This is a genomic window from Pseudomonas sp. GOM6 (assembly GCF_029537485.1).
Lineage (GTDB): Bacteria > Pseudomonadota > Gammaproteobacteria > Pseudomonadales > Pseudomonadaceae > Aquipseudomonas.
Map to the genome: position 1 here is coordinate 16,208 of NZ_JARPUS010000005.1, position 17,471 is coordinate 33,678.

General features: G+C 56.8%; 19 protein-coding genes. 11 read left to right on the plus strand and 8 right to left on the minus strand.

Annotated features, from left to right (window positions below; genetic code table 11):
- Positions 1-5: 5 nt before the first annotated feature.
- The 6 genes from P7A97_RS07325 (at position 6) to P7A97_RS07350 (ending at position 3,843) form a co-directional block, all read left to right on the plus strand.
- Entirely contained in the window at positions 6-332 is a 327-nt protein-coding gene (locus tag P7A97_RS07325) for a hypothetical protein (protein ID WP_277689268.1), read from the plus strand.
- 133 nt (positions 333-465) lie between these two features.
- On the plus strand, positions 466-1,383 hold the full coding sequence (locus tag P7A97_RS07330; RefSeq protein ID WP_277689269.1) for a hypothetical protein: 918 nt from the start codon (positions 466-468) through the stop codon (positions 1,381-1,383).
- Positions 1,384-1,666: 283 nt separating this feature from the next.
- Positions 1,667-1,819, plus strand: a complete 153-nt coding sequence (locus P7A97_RS07335; RefSeq protein ID WP_277689270.1) for a hypothetical protein — start codon at positions 1,667-1,669, stop codon at positions 1,817-1,819.
- 65 nt (positions 1,820-1,884) lie between these two features.
- Entirely contained in the window at positions 1,885-2,172 is a 288-nt protein-coding gene (locus tag P7A97_RS07340; protein WP_277689271.1) for a hypothetical protein, read from the plus strand.
- A 1-nt stretch (position 2,173) separates the two neighbouring features.
- Positions 2,174-2,434 carry a hypothetical protein gene (locus tag P7A97_RS07345; protein ID WP_277689272.1) on the plus strand — a complete coding sequence of 87 codons (261 nt, stop codon included), beginning with the start codon at positions 2,174-2,176 and terminating at the stop codon, positions 2,432-2,434.
- A gap of 134 nt (positions 2,435-2,568) precedes the next feature.
- Positions 2,569-3,843, plus strand: a complete 1,275-nt coding sequence (locus P7A97_RS07350; RefSeq protein ID WP_277689273.1) for a hypothetical protein — start codon at positions 2,569-2,571, stop codon at positions 3,841-3,843.
- A gap of 8 nt (positions 3,844-3,851) precedes the next feature.
- Here the strand turns inward: P7A97_RS07350 and P7A97_RS07355 are convergent, their stop codons facing one another.
- Positions 3,852-4,934, minus strand: coding sequence for an Ada metal-binding domain-containing protein (locus tag P7A97_RS07355; protein ID WP_277689274.1), 1,083 nt, complete (start codon positions 4,932-4,934; stop codon positions 3,852-3,854).
- 17 nt (positions 4,935-4,951) lie between these two features.
- On the minus strand, positions 4,952-5,896 hold the full coding sequence (locus P7A97_RS07360; RefSeq protein ID WP_277689275.1) for a recombination-associated protein RdgC: 945 nt from the start codon (positions 5,894-5,896) through the stop codon (positions 4,952-4,954).
- Between the two features lie 243 nt (positions 5,897-6,139).
- On the opposite strand from P7A97_RS07360, the gene P7A97_RS07365 reads away from it, so the two are divergent.
- Positions 6,140-6,541 carry a TraR/DksA family transcriptional regulator gene (locus P7A97_RS07365; protein ID WP_277689276.1) on the plus strand — a complete coding sequence of 134 codons (402 nt, stop codon included), beginning with the start codon at positions 6,140-6,142 and terminating at the stop codon, positions 6,539-6,541.
- 99 nt (positions 6,542-6,640) lie between these two features.
- Positions 6,641-7,219 (plus strand): hypothetical protein, encoded by a 579-nt coding sequence (locus tag P7A97_RS07370; protein ID WP_277689277.1) that lies wholly within the window; start codon positions 6,641-6,643, stop codon positions 7,217-7,219.
- A 53-nt stretch (positions 7,220-7,272) separates the two neighbouring features.
- On the opposite strand, the gene P7A97_RS07375 is transcribed toward P7A97_RS07370, so the two are convergent.
- Together P7A97_RS07375 and P7A97_RS07380 are read right to left on the minus strand one after the other, a co-directional pair.
- Positions 7,273-7,482, minus strand: coding sequence for a hypothetical protein (locus P7A97_RS07375; protein ID WP_277689278.1), 210 nt, complete (start codon positions 7,480-7,482; stop codon positions 7,273-7,275).
- Between the two features lie 201 nt (positions 7,483-7,683).
- Positions 7,684-8,529: a hypothetical protein gene (locus P7A97_RS07380; protein WP_277689279.1), complete on the minus strand. Its 846-nt coding sequence runs from the start codon at positions 8,527-8,529 to the stop codon at positions 7,684-7,686.
- A gap of 280 nt (positions 8,530-8,809) precedes the next feature.
- Between P7A97_RS07380 and P7A97_RS07385 the strand changes: the two genes are divergently transcribed.
- Positions 8,810-9,706 (plus strand): thioredoxin domain-containing protein, encoded by an 897-nt coding sequence (locus tag P7A97_RS07385; protein WP_277689280.1) that lies wholly within the window; start codon positions 8,810-8,812, stop codon positions 9,704-9,706.
- Between the two features lie 55 nt (positions 9,707-9,761).
- Here P7A97_RS07385 and P7A97_RS07390 read toward each other — a convergent pair whose 3' ends face one another.
- Positions 9,762-11,216: a 3'-5' exonuclease gene (locus tag P7A97_RS07390; RefSeq protein WP_277689281.1), complete on the minus strand. Its 1,455-nt coding sequence runs from the start codon at positions 11,214-11,216 to the stop codon at positions 9,762-9,764.
- 146 nt (positions 11,217-11,362) lie between these two features.
- On the opposite strand from P7A97_RS07390, the gene P7A97_RS07395 reads away from it, so the two are divergent.
- Positions 11,363-11,977 carry a 3'-5' exonuclease gene (locus P7A97_RS07395; RefSeq protein ID WP_277689282.1) on the plus strand — a complete coding sequence of 205 codons (615 nt, stop codon included), beginning with the start codon at positions 11,363-11,365 and terminating at the stop codon, positions 11,975-11,977.
- Positions 11,978-12,044: 67 nt separating this feature from the next.
- Here P7A97_RS07395 and P7A97_RS07400 read toward each other — a convergent pair whose 3' ends face one another.
- From P7A97_RS07400 to P7A97_RS07410, 3 genes are read right to left on the minus strand one after another with little or no spacing between them, the layout of a single operon-like run.
- A complete protein-coding gene (locus tag P7A97_RS07400; protein WP_277689283.1) occupies positions 12,045-12,878 on the minus strand; it encodes a hypothetical protein in 834 nt (277 codons plus the stop codon).
- A complete protein-coding gene (locus tag P7A97_RS07405) occupies positions 12,875-14,524 on the minus strand; it encodes a hypothetical protein (RefSeq protein WP_277689284.1) in 1,650 nt (549 codons plus the stop codon). The genes P7A97_RS07400 and P7A97_RS07405 overlap by 4 nt, the downstream gene beginning before the upstream one ends.
- Positions 14,525-14,544: 20 nt before the next feature.
- Entirely contained in the window at positions 14,545-16,080 is a 1,536-nt protein-coding gene (locus P7A97_RS07410) for an OmpA family protein (protein ID WP_277689285.1), read from the minus strand.
- A gap of 291 nt (positions 16,081-16,371) precedes the next feature.
- Between P7A97_RS07410 and P7A97_RS07415 the strand changes: the two genes are divergently transcribed.
- Positions 16,372-17,427 carry a hypothetical protein gene (locus P7A97_RS07415; protein WP_277689286.1) on the plus strand — a complete coding sequence of 352 codons (1,056 nt, stop codon included), beginning with the start codon at positions 16,372-16,374 and terminating at the stop codon, positions 17,425-17,427.
- The last annotated feature ends 44 nt before the right edge of the window (positions 17,428-17,471 follow it).

Genomic DNA, 17,471 nt, shown 5'->3' on the forward strand with positions numbered 1-17,471 from the left:
CGAAAATGGAAACCCAAGTAGTCGCCGGTCAAGCGCCGCAGGATAAAACCGCCTTTTACATCTACATCCTCTATCTGGCAGGCCTGTTCCTGCCGATTACTGCGTTGATCGGCTTCGTCATGGCCTACATCAACAAGGGTAAGGACACGGTCCTCGACTCCCACTACAGCAAGCAGATCCGTACTTTCTGGATCGGGCTGGTTTGCTGCATTGTCGGCTGGGTGACCGCTGGCATTATCGTGGGCTTCTTCATCCTGCTCGCCTGGGCCATCTGGCTCATCGTCACCTGTGTTAAAGGCATGAAGGCCTTCAACAATGGTCTCCCGGCCTAATCACAATTAGGCTAGCGGTAATTTAACGGCCCGCCCTATGGCGGGTTCGTTATTTCTGTATCAGGGATCGGTCCGCCCATGGGCTTGCATCCTCCGAGAAGTGTGGAAAATAGACTCAAAAGGAGACCACACCATGATCAAATCAACTGCTATTCGAATCGCCCTGACTATCGCAAGTGCCGCGCTCCTTCATGGCTGTGCTGGCATGGGGCCGCCTGAGTTCTCCACCCAGGTTGAGGGTGTAAATGTCAGCTATCGCCCCCGGGATACCGGTCTTGATCGTTGGATCAATGCCCAGCCTGTAGATCTCAGTGTCCATGAGACTCAAACTGAAAAGGCCATGGCCCTTTTCGGGTACCCGAAGCTCAGTTGGTTCCCCGAGGGCCGTTTGACCTATAACAGCACGGTCAAGGTCGCTATCATTGAGACGCCTCTCTATATGCGTCCTACCTACGGTGGCCCGGGCGACCTAAAGCCGCAAAGTCATCAAGGCGGCCCGAATGCTGCTGATTCCATCATCACCGCTGGTCTTGGCTCGGGGAATGGCGGGCTGGCCGTATTAGGTGCGCTGGCGGGCATGAGCGCAGCTGGCGAGAATGCTGACCCCCGTACTACCTGGTCGCATTTCCTCTGCTACAAGTCGCAAGCCGATTTTGATGCCAGTGCCGCGCTGCAATCGTGCTGGAGTGATTGGCTCGGTCAAATGCGCTCTCTGCCCCATCAGCAGGTGGACAAACCTGGCCAGGGTAGTGCCAAGTTCGTAATCGAAGTTCCGACAGCATCTCAGGGCAATGGTCGTGTTGGCATGTCCTTGGCTCGTAAACGCACTCAATACTTTCAAGGCATGGCGCCGGTGCAGATGGGTGGCTTCAAGGCCCACATCTTTCACTTCTACCCGCATGTATGGGCTCTACCCGGGAGCTCTTTTACGGTCGAAGACCTTGTCGCTGAGCTTGGGAAAAACAAGCCTGCAGCACTGGTCTATCTGATCGCCGGCAAAGCCGACTCCCGTAATCGCACCGGCGTTGATCCGGTCGGTGTTGTCGACTAACCGACAACCATTGCGCCCCTGGCCGGACGTGGACAGGGGTGCTAGTTGCTGGGTATATTAGATCCAACAGCTGCGTCCCCTAGCAGCACCTCTCTGCTCCATCTGGAGCCCTGATTTTCGTGGTCTCGATGCCGAGTCCTCGAAATAGGAAGCTGGCCTTACCAGCACTTCAGTAGACCTTCCGCCTTCTCGGTGATGGTCACCCCGCAAAGAAATCTAACCCACCTGGGCAGTGCTAAGCCCGGTGGGCTTGTGCTGTCCTCCTACTCAGGAGTTCCTGCACATGATTTTGCTTCAGTACTTCCTCGCGATGATCTTGTCCTCATTCCAAACAGAGCCGGTTTTCACTTCGGCGTTGTTCCTTGGGGTCCTTGCCGTTGCGCTGTTTGTGATGTTCCTGCTCGACCGCCTGTTCGGTCGTGGCGGCTCGAACTAAATAAACCCTCGGGGGGCTTTCTCCCCTGGTGGGGGGATGCCTCTCCTTTAACCTGGAGAAGCACCATGCAAACTACGAACTATCCCGTGTCCCGTGATTATCAGGTGTCTCGTTCGGAGTCGATGAATGAGCCTGAGGTCGGTTCGATCATGAGCTACTACATCAACCTCGATGAGCGCGGTGACTTCTATGCTGACGTGCGGAACGCCTACGAAAAATCCGTATTCGAAATCTCTGGTTTTGAGATTTTCGAAGATGGGTTTATGGCGAACAAGCACGACATGGAAGGCTTGAAGGACTACCTGGTGTCGCTGGGCATCATGCAGCCGTCTCAACAGTTGCTGGAGGCTTGAAATGGATTCCTCTTTCAAGCCGATTATCGTCCACCTTAAGACAGTGGGTGTTGATAGTTTCCAGGCCACTGGTGATGAGGGAGAGTTGGTAACGATGGCTCTGGTCGATTTCGGCTTCTTGCTCCAGCCGCCGGATCTCAAGACCCATCGCTACAGCTTCGATCAGCTTGCTGATCAGATTGAGGCCAACTTCAGCCTCGACAATCCGCGCACTGCCGCGGTCGTTGAGGCTTTACGAGTGGTCCAGAATCGCAATGCTTAGCCAAAGCCGGCCCCTCGGGGCCGGTTTTTTTTCGCCCTAAAACCTCTGCCGATCTGGGCCATTTCCGGGGCGGAACTGAAGGCCTGCCTGCGATTGCCAGCGCTAAGCTGGGCTCACTTTACCGGCAGACCGATATGCTCCCACTTCGACTGACCCCAATGCTCGCGGCAATAGTGACAGCAACATTTGCTGGAGCATCCTCCGCATCCGTTATCTGCGAGTTTGAGCCAACCCCTGGCTATGACGACTGCCGCAGTTGCTTTAAGGCAGATGCTGACGGGATCGGGCTCTATCTCAACGGTGAGCTACGGGCCTCTAGTACCTCTCCCAGTAGGGCACCGACGCTCCCTGTTGATGGTCGGCTTTACAGCTTGGGCCTGGAGAAGAAGGCAGTATCGAGGCTCAATGGCAAAAGCTCTGTGTTCGAGTTTTGCTATGAAAAGTCTGCACCTATCGTTGCCGGCTCTGTGACACTGAGAATGTCGGAGCCGGATTTTGGTGAGTTCGACCTTGAGAAGAGCTTGCCTGGAATCGGCTCTGCAAGGGGCATCGAACTCGCCGGGACGGTTGCTGGTGGTGAGGCCTCAATCTTCGGCGCCAGCCTAGTATTTATGCCCGACGATGACTGGCAGGGCCGTGCGGCCATACCCTACCGAGTGCATCTTGCCGATGGCAGAAGCTCAGAGCCTGGTCTCATAACGATCCTGTCGCCTGGCGCAGAGACCCTAGAGGAGCGGGCGCAACGCAAAGCGCAGCTTGACCAGGCAAGGCGTGATGCTGAGCTGGTTGCTCAGCTGACATCAGAGCTGGCAGATCTTCAGGAAAGCCTCCTGACAGAAGTTACTTCTGCCGGTGAACTCCGCAGCCGCATCGGTGAGCTCCTGCAGGAAATCGAACAGGCAACGGATACTCTTGAAATGAGGTCGCTGGAGATTGAGCGACTGGAGGCCATTTGGGCGGCTGCAGATGCAGAGCGTCAATCCAGGAGTCGAGCTGCGTTAGCTGATGTCAAAAGACTTGAGTGGATGGATTGGCAGGCGCAGCAGTGGAGCTTCCGCTTTGAACCAGCAGTTATTGGCGGGATTGGCCCTCTGTCCCCGCTGATTGAAGCTGGAGACCGTGCCCCAGTGCATCCTGACAGAGAGAATGGCCTGTTGCGCCTTGTCTGGTGCCGGCGCCTCATGCTGGGCGTTCGTTTAGAGGAATTTGATGCTCCTGAGGGCGTTGTGCAGCGCCGGCGTAGAGCAATGAAACGGAATAATGTGAGGATGCCCCAGGCCGCTAAATCCAAGCTGCAGTTGAGGCTTGGAGCCCGTGGAGCCGCAACCACTCCACTGACTGCTCAGGTGGGTAGAGGTAAGCAGAAAGCCCCTGGGAAGACTCGCAGGGGCGTCAAAAAGTCCCGATAGTTCCACTACTACGGGCAGTTCCCGGCCAGTCTATAGCCGGCCTCAGAAGCGGCATCTTCAGTCACAAACTCAACCCGGTTCTTTGCCGATACCGCGTTGTAGCTTGGGCAGTCTGGCCGGTGGTAGATCTGCGAGTTCCTGTTCCCAATGATGGGGCTGCCAGCAGTTGCTAGAGTCGACGGCAACAAGTCGCTACCCTCGCGCTCCCGGTGCCGGAACAGTTCACTGGCCAAACCTGCCGATGCTGCTCCTGGCGAAGAGGAACTGAGTTTGACCTGGGCCAGGACAGGCGCGTGGTCTGAAACGTGCTTACGGCTCTTGGTGTGGCTCCAGCCTATCAGCCTTGGGTAGTTCAGGACGATGGATGCCTCTACTGCAGGTCCTCCTACCCGCCTTACCCAAATGTTGTCGTACAGAGATGCGAACTTCCCTTCCTTGGATGAAAGGGTGCTGGCGCCGGTGGTGATCAGGGGTTTGGCGTGGGCCTTCAATGGTCGCCAGCTGTGGTCGCTGGGAGGCATGTTGAAGTCGCCCATTAGGAACAGGTTTGGGGTGTTCTCGTAGACATCCCCCAGCCAGGACCAATAGTCGGCCAGCGCTTTGATCTCAGGTGTTCGGTCAGAAGTATCTTTGCCGTACAGGATGTGGACCGTGGCGGCGGCGAACAACTGATTGTCATCGAGGTCGCGGAATCGGGCCGAAAACGGCTCGCGCTCAAAGGTGTCCCCGCGGTCCAGGTACGTCACCGCACCGTCTTCATACGCTACGGCGTCGTCCCGCCACATGAAGGCGTAGTGCTCCTTGTAGCTGCCTCGGCCGATCGCGTGGGATTGAATGCTGGACCAACTCGTGCCGGTAATCTTTTCTACGGCTGATTCGAGTTTGGCTACGGCATCCTCGGTCATTACCTCCTGGATGGCCAGGAACTCAACCTTGCTTGCCACCTCCGCAAGCTTGGGGAAGCTCTTCTGGTTGTTATGACCCAGTCGTTGGATGTTCCAGGTGCCGATCGTTACTTCTGCAAAGGTGTAGCCGGGGGACGCAATAAGGGCCCCCGCCAGGATAGATGCCCTCAGGGCAAGGCTTAGCATGTAGTCAGGTCCTTAGCTTAGAGCGCCTGGGGCAGTTCTTCACCGCCGAGAGCCTCGATGAGCGTTGCGAGCATCAGTCGGTTGGTTTCCACCATCAGGATGAAGGAGGCTTCAAGTTGTGCGTTCATGTCGTCGCCGGCTTCTTTGCTGCTGTTGTCTACCAGCAGATCCTCGAACCTCACTTTGCTGATCGCTAGCTTGTCGTCGATGACGAAGCTCATCTTGTCTTCGAAGGCGATGGCCATCTTGGTCACGATTTTGCCGGTGCCAATCAAGGCCTTGACCTCATCAGTGGTCAGGTCCTGTGTCTTGCATATTACGGAGCCGCCATCGTCGCCAATGTCGGTGAGAGTGCAGGTGTCGAGCATGAAGAGCCCGGCCGGTATCTCCGATGTCTTGACCCAGTCGGTCAATGTCGCGGTTGGCGCCATTTTCACGGAAAGAGGGCGGACGGGCAGGGTGCCGAGTGCCTCTCGGAGCGTGCTCAGCAGGTTCTCAGCCTTCTTGTGGGAGCTTGCGTCAACGACGATGATCTGCTGATCGAGGTCGATATAGGCCATCGTAATTGAGCTGCGAGAGAACGCCCGTGGCAGGAATTCCAGAGTTACCTGGTCCTTGATGGAGTCGCGTTCTTTCTTGTACACCTTGCGCAGTTGCTCGGTTTCGATTGCTTTTACTCGGTCACCAACTTCTTCGCGAATGACGCTGCCCGGGATGTTCTTTTCCTCTTGTCGGCATGCGATCAGTACAGCCTTGCTGCTGTCAGACCACATGGACAGGGCAGGGCTCTGTTCATTTCGAACCAGCTCCTTGGTGGCGTAGGGCGAGACAAAACCAAACGTAGACAGCTCTTGGCTCTCGCACTTTCGCGCCAGCTTCGTGGCCAGGGCCTCTTCGAGTGCGGACTGCTCAAGGGCGAGGGGTTGGGTTAATCGGTAGGCAATCATGTTCCGGAAAAGCATAGGGGAGGTCCTTGCATGTTTTTGTGTGCTGCCTTCAGGTTGCCTCAGTTCGGGCCAACAGCAACGGCAATTCGACCCTTCTCAAAGGGCAGATAGAGACGAGGTGAAAACTGAGACCAATTTGGAGCGCAATTGAGCCCATCCCGGTTGCATGTGTTTGATCTAATGATTCCATGGAGCTCATGCCACGCCTGCAGGCATCGCAGGCGGCATCCACCTGTTTCCACTTTGCGAGAGGTCCGTATGGACAAAGAAGCCCTTTTGAAAATGCCCGAATCCGACTACATGGACGCTGTGCAGACTGAGTACTTCAAAGCGCTGCTGGTCAAGCTGGCTCTTGAGAAGACTGAGGCGCTGGAAGTTGCTCGTGAACAGCTCGGCGCTCTCGGCAATCCTTCGGATGTCAGTGATCTGGGCACTGTCGAAGAAACCCGCTCGATGCTCGGTCGTACAATCGATCGTGCAAACCAGTCGCTTCTCGAAATTCGAACTAGCCTTCGCGCCATTGCTGATGGCGAGTACGGATGGTGCGCTCAAACGGGCGAGGCAATTGGCCTGGAGCGGCTGATTGCGAACCCAACGGCTCGTTTGTGCGCCGATGCTCAGGCTCTGAAAGAGCAGGTACGAAAGCACCACGCGGCTTAGGCTGCAGGATCCGAAGCCGGCGTGAAGCCGGCTTTTTTGTGCCCCTTGCATATTTGAGGGGGCTGGCAAGCTGGTGGCATCGTTACAGAGATAGCCGCCATGAAGTTTGGAACTGAATTCACAACGCCGTTCTACCGCGCCTGCGGTCACAAGGTGGATGTCACCTTCAGCTACCTCAATCAGCGCCAGCGGGCGCAGCAAGAGGTAACGGCATCGCTGACCCTGTGTGATCAGTGTCGGCAGCATCTGCAGGCGCTCGTCAAGGATCATGCTGGCAAGCCGTGCGCTTCTAGCGGTGTCCTTTCAGGTCGACTTCCCCAGATGCTCGGCACGGTGAAAACCGCACCATGGGCCAATGCAATCCGGGCGGAGGCATGCAAGTACTACTTCCCGCTGCTTGAGGCGGTTGCATCCAGCGGCGTCCAGCCATGCACTGCTGCTCGCAATGTCATACGTCTCTTGTTCTCCGTTCAGGCTGCAAGCTTTTGGATCGGCGCCAGAGCGTCTCTTTGTTCGGATCGCTGGTTGATTGCTGAGGTTGAGTACATGCTGCGTGGGTCCAGAAGCGGCTCAAAGCAAGCTGACGAATGCTCGGTCATTCGCTATTGGCGTGACACCAAACCCGCCCTCATCGAGTCGGCGAGAAAGTCGGCTACGAACTCCAACCTGGCAGCTTGAGCAGGCGAAACAGGCCGGCATAAAAAAACCCCGGCACAAGGCCGGGGTTCGTTTTAGGCGGTCTTCACTGACATCCCTACGCAGATGCGGAAGTAGTGAGCAAAGTGAATTTCGGGATCACTCTCGAAGATAGACACTTTGAAACCCACTCGCTTCTGATCCGCAGGCAGGCAGTTCTTATTCCCATAGGCCAGTGCTTGCGCCTTGGTCATGGGTGGCAGAGTAGAAAGTCCGCTTTTTACCGGTAGCTTCTGTTGTTTCATGGTGTGCTCCTGCGTACGTGGAGGGAGCTCACCCCCAAAGGGGGTGGGCCCCCAGTGGGTTACGGATTAACGATCTCAAGTTCAGTGCTGGTGCGGGACACCAGGGGCTCAACGTAGAGGCAGTTGCCTCGTTCATAGATCGCATGTGGTTGCTGGGTTTTAGAAGCGGCCAACTCAGCGCGTTGCAAGGCTTCCAGAATATCAACGCACGGCATGGGCCACCTCCAGTCGAACAGGCACAGGGCTGTTAGCCTCAAGAGCCTTCGCCAGCCTGGTAGACACTTCAGCTTCCCAATCCGCAATTGCCATGCGGATAGAGCGCTTCAGCGTATCAGCACCCGGGTAACCGACATTCCCAGCTCTTGGAGCGGATAGGTCATAACGAGACCAGGCCGTCCAAAGAGTTTGCTGGCAGGTGATCAGCATGTTTCGGATCTTCAGCCACGCCTCCTGGGAGGGTTGATTCAGATACGAAAGGATCTGCTGGCGGGATTCTGCCGATAGGTCCTCAAGCATGCTGTGGCAGCCGCTAAACAGGCCTGGCAGCTTTCTCGCTGACACCAGTCGGTTTTTGCACCCAGTCCAGAACGCGACCTGGTCAACCAGCTCCTGCTTCCGCTGATTTCGGAGATCCTCAGCGGTCGGCTCAGTAACAGTCACCAGCCAGCTATCGTTGTCGATACTTGACTGGATCGCGTCGCATGCGGCTTCGAGGGAGTCGTAGTAGATGCTGGAGATGTTGATCCCCGCGCCGACCTTAACGACCTTGTCCTGGTTGATGCCCAGTTGTTCCAGATGCGGTATGAGCTTGTTTGGTGAAACCTTGTCGAGCGCATCCAGGATGATCTGGCTGCGCTCATAGCAGGTGTCACCCTTGACCTCTTTGGCGAGCATCCCGTTGGGACGAAATTCCCCCAGAAGGAACTTCTGCTGGCCGAACTGGCGTATCTCATAGAGACGGCCATTTTCGGCTTGAAAATGCCAAAGCTTTTCCTCGCTGCCTCCCTTGGGGACGCGGCGACGAATCAGGTGTGTTGGGTTAATCATGGGGTACTCCTTGGTTTAGGAGGGCCCCTGTCCCCGGCGGGGACGAAGGCCCCCGGATGGGATGATGCACTGATTTCGTAGCTGCAGAAGTTTGCAGTCGGTACCAGGCATTGGAAGGTGCTGTTTCCAGCTGATCAGCAAGCGTCATCGCTTGATGAAAGAGTGCTAAAGATACCAGTCGTGGTATGGGAAAACTATGCCCATTTTGGGCCCTAATTGGGGCTTCCCCATGGATTCAAGTGGGTAGCATGGCTGGCAACCATATAGACAGGAACCCACCATGTCCTCTTCGAACATCAAGCTGGTTCTCACCAGCGTGCTGCTATCCCAAGTCGTAACCTTCGGTGCTGTGTTTGCTTACAAGGGCGCTACCGGTAGCGTATTCCCTGGCTTCGGCTACACCCAGCAAGAGCTCAACTCTATTGTCGCCGGTGGCATGCGCCAGGCCGAGGACTCCCGTAAGGCGCAGGCCGCCGAGGCTCTACTCCAGCGTGAGATATTGGCTGAGGAGAAGGTGCCTAACGATGCTCGGGTCTTCGGCGACCTTCGGGCTCGATTCACCCTGATCGAGTTCTCGGATCTGGAGTGCCCATTCTGTAAGCGACTCCATCCCACCCTCCGTGAAGTGGTCTCCAAGTCAGGCGGCGCGGTGAACTGGCAGTGGCGCCACATGCCGCTGAGCTTCCATAACCCGGCTGCTGCTAACGGGGCCCATGCTGCAGAGTGCTATGCCGAGCAGAAAGGTAACCGTGGCTTCTGGGCGTTTCTGTCGAAGTGGTTCGAAGATTCCCGTATGAACGGCGGTGGTGTGGCCGACATGGATGAGTTCGTTTCGGAGATGGGTGCTGATCTCAACGATTTCCAGCAGTGCATGAGCTCCGGCAAGTTCAAAGACCGAATCCAGCAGCAAGCCGCGCAGGGCGCCAAAATCGGTGCTACCGGCACCCCGGCCACCGTGGTGGTAGACAACCTGACTGGCGAGAAAGAGTTCATCGCCGGCGCCCGGAACTCCCAGGACTATGTTCAGATCATGAAGCGCATGATCGAGAAGTCCGAAGAGAAGGATGCGAAGGATGCGGCCCAACAAACGCCTGAGGCTGCAGAGAAGGCGGCTCAGAATCCTCAGCCTGATGCTATGGGCCAGGCAATGGGATTGTTGATCCCGCAGTCGGAATAACGACCCAGACGAAAAAGCCCGCAGACGCGGGCTTTTCTTTGGCTGCTGAAAATGGTCAGGCTGTAACTGATGCCTGGCTGGTGTGTTCCCGAAGCATGCTGATGACGATCGTATTGAGCGCGATTGCCAGTTTGGCGCGAGTGACGGCAACGTAGATCAGGTTGATTTCCTCATTCTTCGTGTCCGCATCTACTTCCCTGTCCAGGGGGTCAATGAAGTCCTCAGCCAGATGCACGTAATCCCACTCCAGCCCCTTGCTACGGTGTGCAGTTGTGACAATGACATCTGCATCCACCTGGTTCTTTACGCTCATCTTGCGCATCTGCTGCAGGCGAGAACCTAGGTTGGTGTAGTTGTTGAGGATCTTCACGGCCCGCTTCATTTCGGGGTCGGAAGTTTCTTCTGCCATCTCAACATAGCTTTCGATGTCACCGTACTCATTCAGCAGGCGCTTGTTCTTTACCTGGTCGACCTGCTTTGAGTTGAGGCGCTGCAGGTCCTCGATGTCGCCAATCGAATACGCTTCGATGCCTCCGACCCAGAAGACTTTCTGGCCCTTACTGGTGAACGAGATCGCGGTATCGATCACCCCCATTACGGTCCTGTGGATGTAGGCCGGCTGATGTACGTCTGCGGGGAGGGCAGTCTTGATCTGGGTCCTGGCGCCTGAGCCAATTACCTTTCGCTGTTCGCCCTTGAAGGCCAAGAGACTGTTTGCCACGGTGGCCACGGCCGGGCCAAAGCGGAATGACTGTGTCAGATACAGGTCGGTGCTGCCTTCCAGGTTTGGGTGATCTAGTGCGTTGGTAGCGCCACGGAAGGAGTAAATTTGCTGGTGGCTATCGCCGCAGAAGATCAGCCGTGCAGAGGTCTGCTGCAGTACGATGGAGATGGTGACAGGATTGAGGTCTTGTGCTTCATCGATCAGGATGGCGTCGTACTTGCTGAGGTCAGGATTGGACAGCGAAAACAGCTTGAGGTACCCGTCGTGGAGCATGGGGACTTCGGTGTCTTCAGGGTCGATCATCTTCTGCCAAAGCATCTCTGCCCCGCTGAAGATGCTGTCTAGGTAGGAAAGGCGCTGTTCTTTGATGTGGTCATGACTGCGCACTGGAATGTGCTGTCCTGAAATTTCCGAGTCGGCACTGGCCATGAACCCGTTCAGGGTCTCTACCACAAGCTTGATGTGAGTCCAGTTCGAGGAGCCGATTATTCGCCCAACGTCGCTCAGTCGCAGGCTGCCGGCAAGCTTGTGTTTGTAGTTCTTCCCGATCTCTCCATAGGCAATGCCATGGGTCGTCATTGGGGTCACATTTCGGGGGAAGCGTTCCTTTGCCTCATCCCGGACTGACTTGTTGTAGGCGAGATAGAGGAACCGTACGTTGGGCCTCAGTTTGGTGTAGCCGACCAGCGACGTGGTTTTCGCGGCGCCGGCAAAGGCACGGATCCGTATTACCGGATCTTCGCATTGCAGGAACGTCACCTGCTCGTCGGTCCACTTGAAAGCCACAGAAAGGTCTCCTCTTGAGGCTTTCAGGCTATCAAGCGAATCCTGCATTATTCGGTCAATTCAGCCCCGTTTAGGCACCGGATCACCAGGCTTGTATCTGGCTTCAGTAGGGCATGATTGCCTAAGGTGGAAACAGAGAGCCTCCCATGCCGAACCTTTCGCGCTTAAAGAACCTTGAATCCAGGCTCGGCCGCTATTTGGTCGTGGTCGATCTGGAGGCTACATGCTGTAGCGAGAACACCATCCCGGTGAGCGAGATGGAGACCATTGAGGTGGGGTTGCTCGTGCTCGACCAGCATGACTCACTGCGGGTAGTGGATGAGTACTCCAGTTTCGTTCGTCCTATCAGGCATCCGCGCCTAACAAGCTTCTGCATGAGGCTGACGACGATTCAGCAGGCCGATGTCGACCGTGCTCCCTCATACACAGAAGTATCTTCTGAGGTTGAGTGCATGCTCGCTCGATACCCTGACTACTCTTGGGCCTCCTGGGGGAATTACGACCGGAACCAGATAGCCCAGGACTCACGGTTACATGGCATTGGTCAGTGCCTTCCTGAATCGCTGCACAGTAACTTCAAGGCCTTCTTCTCGTCGGTACATGGGCTCGGCAAGCAGATGGGGATGAAGCGGGCGGTTCAGCGCTGCGGGCTTGACTGGGTCGGCACGCATCACCGGGCTATCTCGGACGCGAGGAACCTGGCTGCGGTTTCCCACTTTGTTCTGGGCCGTAAGCCGCTGCCAGACCTTTCGGTCAGCTAATTTCGTCCCCCTTAGGGGCAATAAAAAACCCGCCTAGGCGGGTTTCTCTTTTAACTCAACGACCCGATTAACGCAGGTCAGTGCTCAGGCTAGGAGTGCCGAAGCCCACAAGCGTTGCGTTTGAGGTGCTCAGGTACTGGCGCCAGAAGTCGTTGAGTGCATCCATGGTCTTTCCAGATCGGTAGGCATGCTTGACCGAGTCGGTCACCAGGCCGGCGCCGGTGACGTAGACCCGCGCACCCTGTAGGTCTGCCTGCAGACCCTTGGAAGCCGCACGCTTCAGCTCATTGGCTACGTTCAGCTGCTTGATCTGATTCGACGCGTAGAAGCTGGTGTAGTCAGAATGCTCCAGCATGTCGGACATCAGGAAAACCACTCGATCATCCACGCCGTGCTCCAGCTTCATGTCCTCTCCGACCTTGCGCAGAGAGTTCATGATTTCGCTTTTCGGGATGTCTTGGCGTGCTTCACGCAAACCCTTGACGAACATCTTCCCAAAGCCGCCCTGGAAGGCCTTTTTCTGGGTTGCCAGGCACTGATCCAGGGAGCGAAGTTTCCGCTGGCTAACGTCGTCGCGTACCTCTCCCACAAGCGGCTTGTCCAGTTCGCCAGCGTATGCCAGGCGAAGGTACTCGCCGGGCAGGAAGGCCGAGAACGTGTACAGCTTCACTCGGTCACCAGGTTGCACGAAACGATCGATCTGGCCCCACGAGCTGCGCTGCAGGTCATCGGGCATGGGGATCGTTTGGTCAATGATGACCACCAACTCCCGGCCAGAGCTTGCCGGCTTGACCTCGGTCATTCCGTTACGCTCGTAGCAGCTCTGAAGGTCATTTCTGTCCGCGGCGAACGCTGCGCAAGGCAGCGCCATCGCAAGAACCAAGGCTTTAGCGAGGTTCACGATACGGTTTCCTCCTTCTTGGCCGGGAACAAGCCAATCGAACGCAGCGCGATCTGCTGGTCACGGATGTCACGCAGTTGCTCCTCAGAGAGACCGAGGCCGCGGCTGGCGGCTGCGATGCTCTCATCAGAGAGTCCGGTGACATCGTGGTAGTCGCCGGCTTTGATCGCTGGAGCCGCTGCTGGCGCCGGGGCGGAGGCAGGTGCTACGACCTCGATTTCAGGAGCAGCAGCAGGTGCGGCAGAGGCAACTTGAGCTGGTGAGTCTTCAGTCGGTTTGGTCGCAGCTGGTGCTGGTGCTGGTGCTGGTGCTGGTGCTGGAGCCTGGGCGGGGGCAATAGGCTGGTTGCGTTGGGTCACTTTGCCGGCCTTGAACTCTAGGAAGGCAAGGAAGTTGCGGTGCGAAGTGTTCTCGCCATCCAGCGCGGAGTAGACACCGTTGTCGGTCGCCTGGCGGTCGCGCATGGCCGTTTGCAGTCGTCGGATCTTGTCGTCCGCATGACTAGCGATCGCAATGCGTTTCTGGTCCATGGCCTCCATCATCTCTTCCAGCGTGGCGAACTCGTGACTCAGTCGGTAGGCGACTTTGGAGTGCACGCCGGCAAAGTGGTAACGACTTGCAAGCCAGATCGAGATGAACTGAATGGCAATGTAGATCACCGACAGCATCACGTAGGTGGTCAGGCTGGCTGCACGGATGGCGTCCATTTTGTCCTGAATGGTCTGGTCATCTGCCTCGTCATTGATCGCCTGGGATTCTTCAGGCAAATCGAATGGAGAGCCGACGCCGCTGCTGGACTGAGCTGACACTTCGGACTTCATGCTGTTGACCATTTCGGTCTCGATGCTTTCCAGAGTGGCTGAGCGCACTACGAAGGCACCAATAGCCATGAAGGTCACGAAGGCCGCGCAAGTGGCCATGGCAGTGTAGCGGCCTGTCACCTGCGGTTTTACGTTATCAACGCGGCTCAGGAGCTGCTCGTAGATCGGCTTGTCGTTGTCGTCGAAGGACTTTTCCAGATCGATCGGTGGAAGCGACTGCAGGGTACGCGAGCGCTTGGAAGGCTCTTCGCCTTGCCACCAGTGGCGAGCACGAGCCACGAGGCCGTTATGGTGAATGGCGTGGCCGGTGACTTCAGCAAGGCCGGCCGAGGCGATTGCGAGAAGCGCTGCAGTACCCGCAGTAAGCCAGTGGCGGTCATTGGTGGACGCGTCCATGTTCATCCAGCCAGCCAGAACGTATGCGAAGCCCATCGCCTCGATGAGGATTAGCACCAGCACAAGCAAAAACACCCACAACGGACGCTTGCTTCGACCGGAGTCGCCCGCCTTTGCGAGGTAATCCTTGGCTGACGTGTAGTCATTTGGCCCCTTAACGTGCTTCTTGTACTCACGGTAGTAGGCGTTGCAGAGGGTCACTTCGTGATTGATCCAGCCGTCCTGGTCAACGGTGCCGGGGCGGCGGGCCAAGCGTGCAACTGTCCCAATGAGGGGCGTGCTGTGCCACATGCGGATGAGGAAGTAGGAAACCTCTTCCCAATATTTCCAGATCACCACGGCGCTGATCAGCAGCGACACAATGCCGGCGGTCAGCATCTGGTTTGCAAGGATGAGCGCTTTGAAAGCGGCGAAGCTTAGGTCTTCCATCTTTGGATGTCCCTGTAGTTTTAGTTGGTGGCAGGTACTGGCTTGTAGGAAGCCACATAGGCTTCAGAACCCGCCGAGTAGAAGAGTGCGCCGTCGTTGACCTGGGCGTTGCCTTTGCTAAAGACAATGTCCATACAGGACACAGCCGCCTTAGCGTCTTGGGAGAAAACTCGGTACAGAACCTGGGTCTCGCCTTCGTAGGTGTTGGCAACAGCCTTGATCGACTGGGCTTTGTTTTTGGTGTTCTGGTCGTAGTTCTGGACGACCTGCAGGAGTGGCTGGCGGTCGACCTGGGCGTTGTCGCGAAGGATCGATACCGGAGACACGGTTACCAGGTGACCGTTTACGGTGTTGGCCCAAACCCTGTTGTTGTAGCCGGGCAGGTAGTCTCGGGTTGCGTGGCGCACAAGTGGCTTGTCGTTAGCCATGCTCAGGACCTCGCCGCTATTGCGAGGCATGTCGGCCTCGCAACTGGACATGGGCATTTGGCTTGCGTTGGCCGAACTGACCAGCTCAAAGCCGGAGGACTTCGGCTTGATGTTCTGAGCCAGTGTCCATCTGTAGGACGTGACCGGCTGACCGGCAAAGTCGACTTTGGGAGGCTGCTGAGTGCTTGGCTTAGCAGCTTTTGCTGCGCCGGCGGGTGATGCCTGGCCTGATGCTGGTGCTGGCTGCGTAGGGGTGGCCGCAACAGTGGTTGTTTGGCTAGCTACGCGGGGCTTGACGGTTGGGGCGGTACCGTACTGGAGGTACTTAGTGTTCCCTGCTTCCGATTGGGCGCGCATTACGAGCGCCTGCTCATTCGCCAGTTCGACGATCTCGACCCGGCGGTTTTGTCCACGGATCAGGGGGTCGCTATTGTCGGCGATAGGGCGTGAGGAACCTGCGCCCTGGTAATATATCGAGGAAGCAGGAATCCCCGCTTTCACTAGGACCTTTCCGACAGTTTTCGCCCGGCGCTCGGATAGCTTTTGGTTGAACTCAGCGCTACCAGTCGCATCACTGTGGCCAACTACGAGCAGGCGGCGCTCGGCAAGCTCTTTTGCCGCAAGAGTTGTATCAGTGGTGGCGGCTTTGGCATACATCTGAGCCAGTTTGTCTACAGCCCTTTGACCGCTAGCAGTCAGCTGATCGGAGCCATTCGCAAACATGCCGGTATCCTCGATCTGGGTTACCAGACCGGCCTCTTTGGGCACAGCTGAGACAACCGCGCCGGAAGCAACAGTAAGCTGCTCGGTCTTGATCTTCAGGTTCTCTTCTTTGGCAATGCGGTCGAGCTCCTGGAGGCGTGACTGCCAGGCATAGCCGAGTGCACAGCCGATTGCACCGCCAATTGCACCGCCGGCGGTTGTGCGCTTGAGGCGAGTGTTGGTGTCGGCATCCTTGTCTGTGGTGGCATAGCCGATCGCTGCGCCAGCGAGAACTCCTGCGCCGCATAGTGCGTAGGTGCCATATTCTTTGCCGAAGTTGTTCAGGCCTTCCATCTGTTGTGTGCTGCAGCCTGCAGCGGTGAGGAAGGCACAGCTGAGGGCTGTGAGTCGAAAACTACTATTCATGACGGCTCCTTGCCGATCAGTTATTGGCGGTAGCAAATTGACACATACCGAGTGGCCGGAAATTTACATGTAGGGATGGCATAAGGCCACTCTCTGGCTAGGAGTTTTCCCGGTTTTTTTCCTGACTGATCGGTAAGTGATCTGCAGTGGTAAAGAGCCGAGGCCCTCACCACTCACACTAACGCCATCTACGGATATGCAAGACCGCTGTCTGGCCCAGGTTTGGGGTCAAATCACCACCAGGCTTAGAGCAGCAGGGCTCATCCTTATCGCAGTTAATAGGAGAGCTCCATGTTCACTGAAGAAAGCCTGGTTTTAACGCTGCAGTACATCGCCTACATCTTTCTGCTTCCGCCAGTAGTAATCCTGGTCTTGGACCGAATCACGGGTTACCTGGCCAAGGACGTGTTCGGGGTATATCAAGCCACTGGGATCGTCGGTACTCCCATTCACGAGCTGGCCCATGCCTCTGCGTGCTTGCTGTTTGGCATGCGCATCGTCGAAATGAAGCTCTACAAGCCAAACCGTGAGACTGGCCAGCTGGGGTACGTCAACTTCGCGTACAGGCCGGGCTCAACCTTTCACGCGGTAGGGTTGGTGATCCAGGGTATTGCTCCGTTGCTTATGGCCTACGCCATCTTCATCGTGGTCATCCCATGGGGGCGGGCGCCAGAAACTCTGCTGCACGCGTTCGAGCTCTCCGATGCCTCTCCTACGTACCAGCATGCTATCGCTGGCGCCTCGGCACTCCTCATCGGGAATCTCATGGACGGTGCAAGGGGATTCTTGTGGTTTCTGATTGCCATGATCATTGGCCTTCATGCGATGCCCAGCTGGGCGGATATCCGGATAGCGTTCAAAGGAATGTGCACGCTCCTTGCTGTGGCCATCGGTTTTTCAGCCCTGTCGCAAATCGACATCAGCTTCTTGCCGCCGGGAATTCAGGATGCAATCTCGGTGATTCTTGGTCTGATCCTTAAGGGCTTCTTCTGGACGCTGGAACAGCTGACATACGCAGTTACGCTGGTGACAGCCGTGGCGGTGGTGAGTATTTTCACCTTCCTGTTTATCCCGGCCATGGTGGTGAAGTGCTATCGGCTCGTTACGGGCAAGCCTGCGCCAGTCCACGCCTCCGCTCCTGCACAAGGGCCAGTAATGGGGGGTACTCCAGTGGACCCCGGCGCTGCAGCACTTCAAGCTCTTGGAGCCATGGTTTTAGCTCAGCATGGCCAGGTGGGCAGGTCGGAACATGGCGGAATGCATGTCTCTCACTCGGGATTGGTTCCTGGGCAGACATCGGCGATCCAAAGCAAGGGCGACAGCAACCTGACCGGCCGTAACCATTGAGTTTGGCCCGCCTGCAGGGGGCAAATTAACCCTCTGCAGCGCAG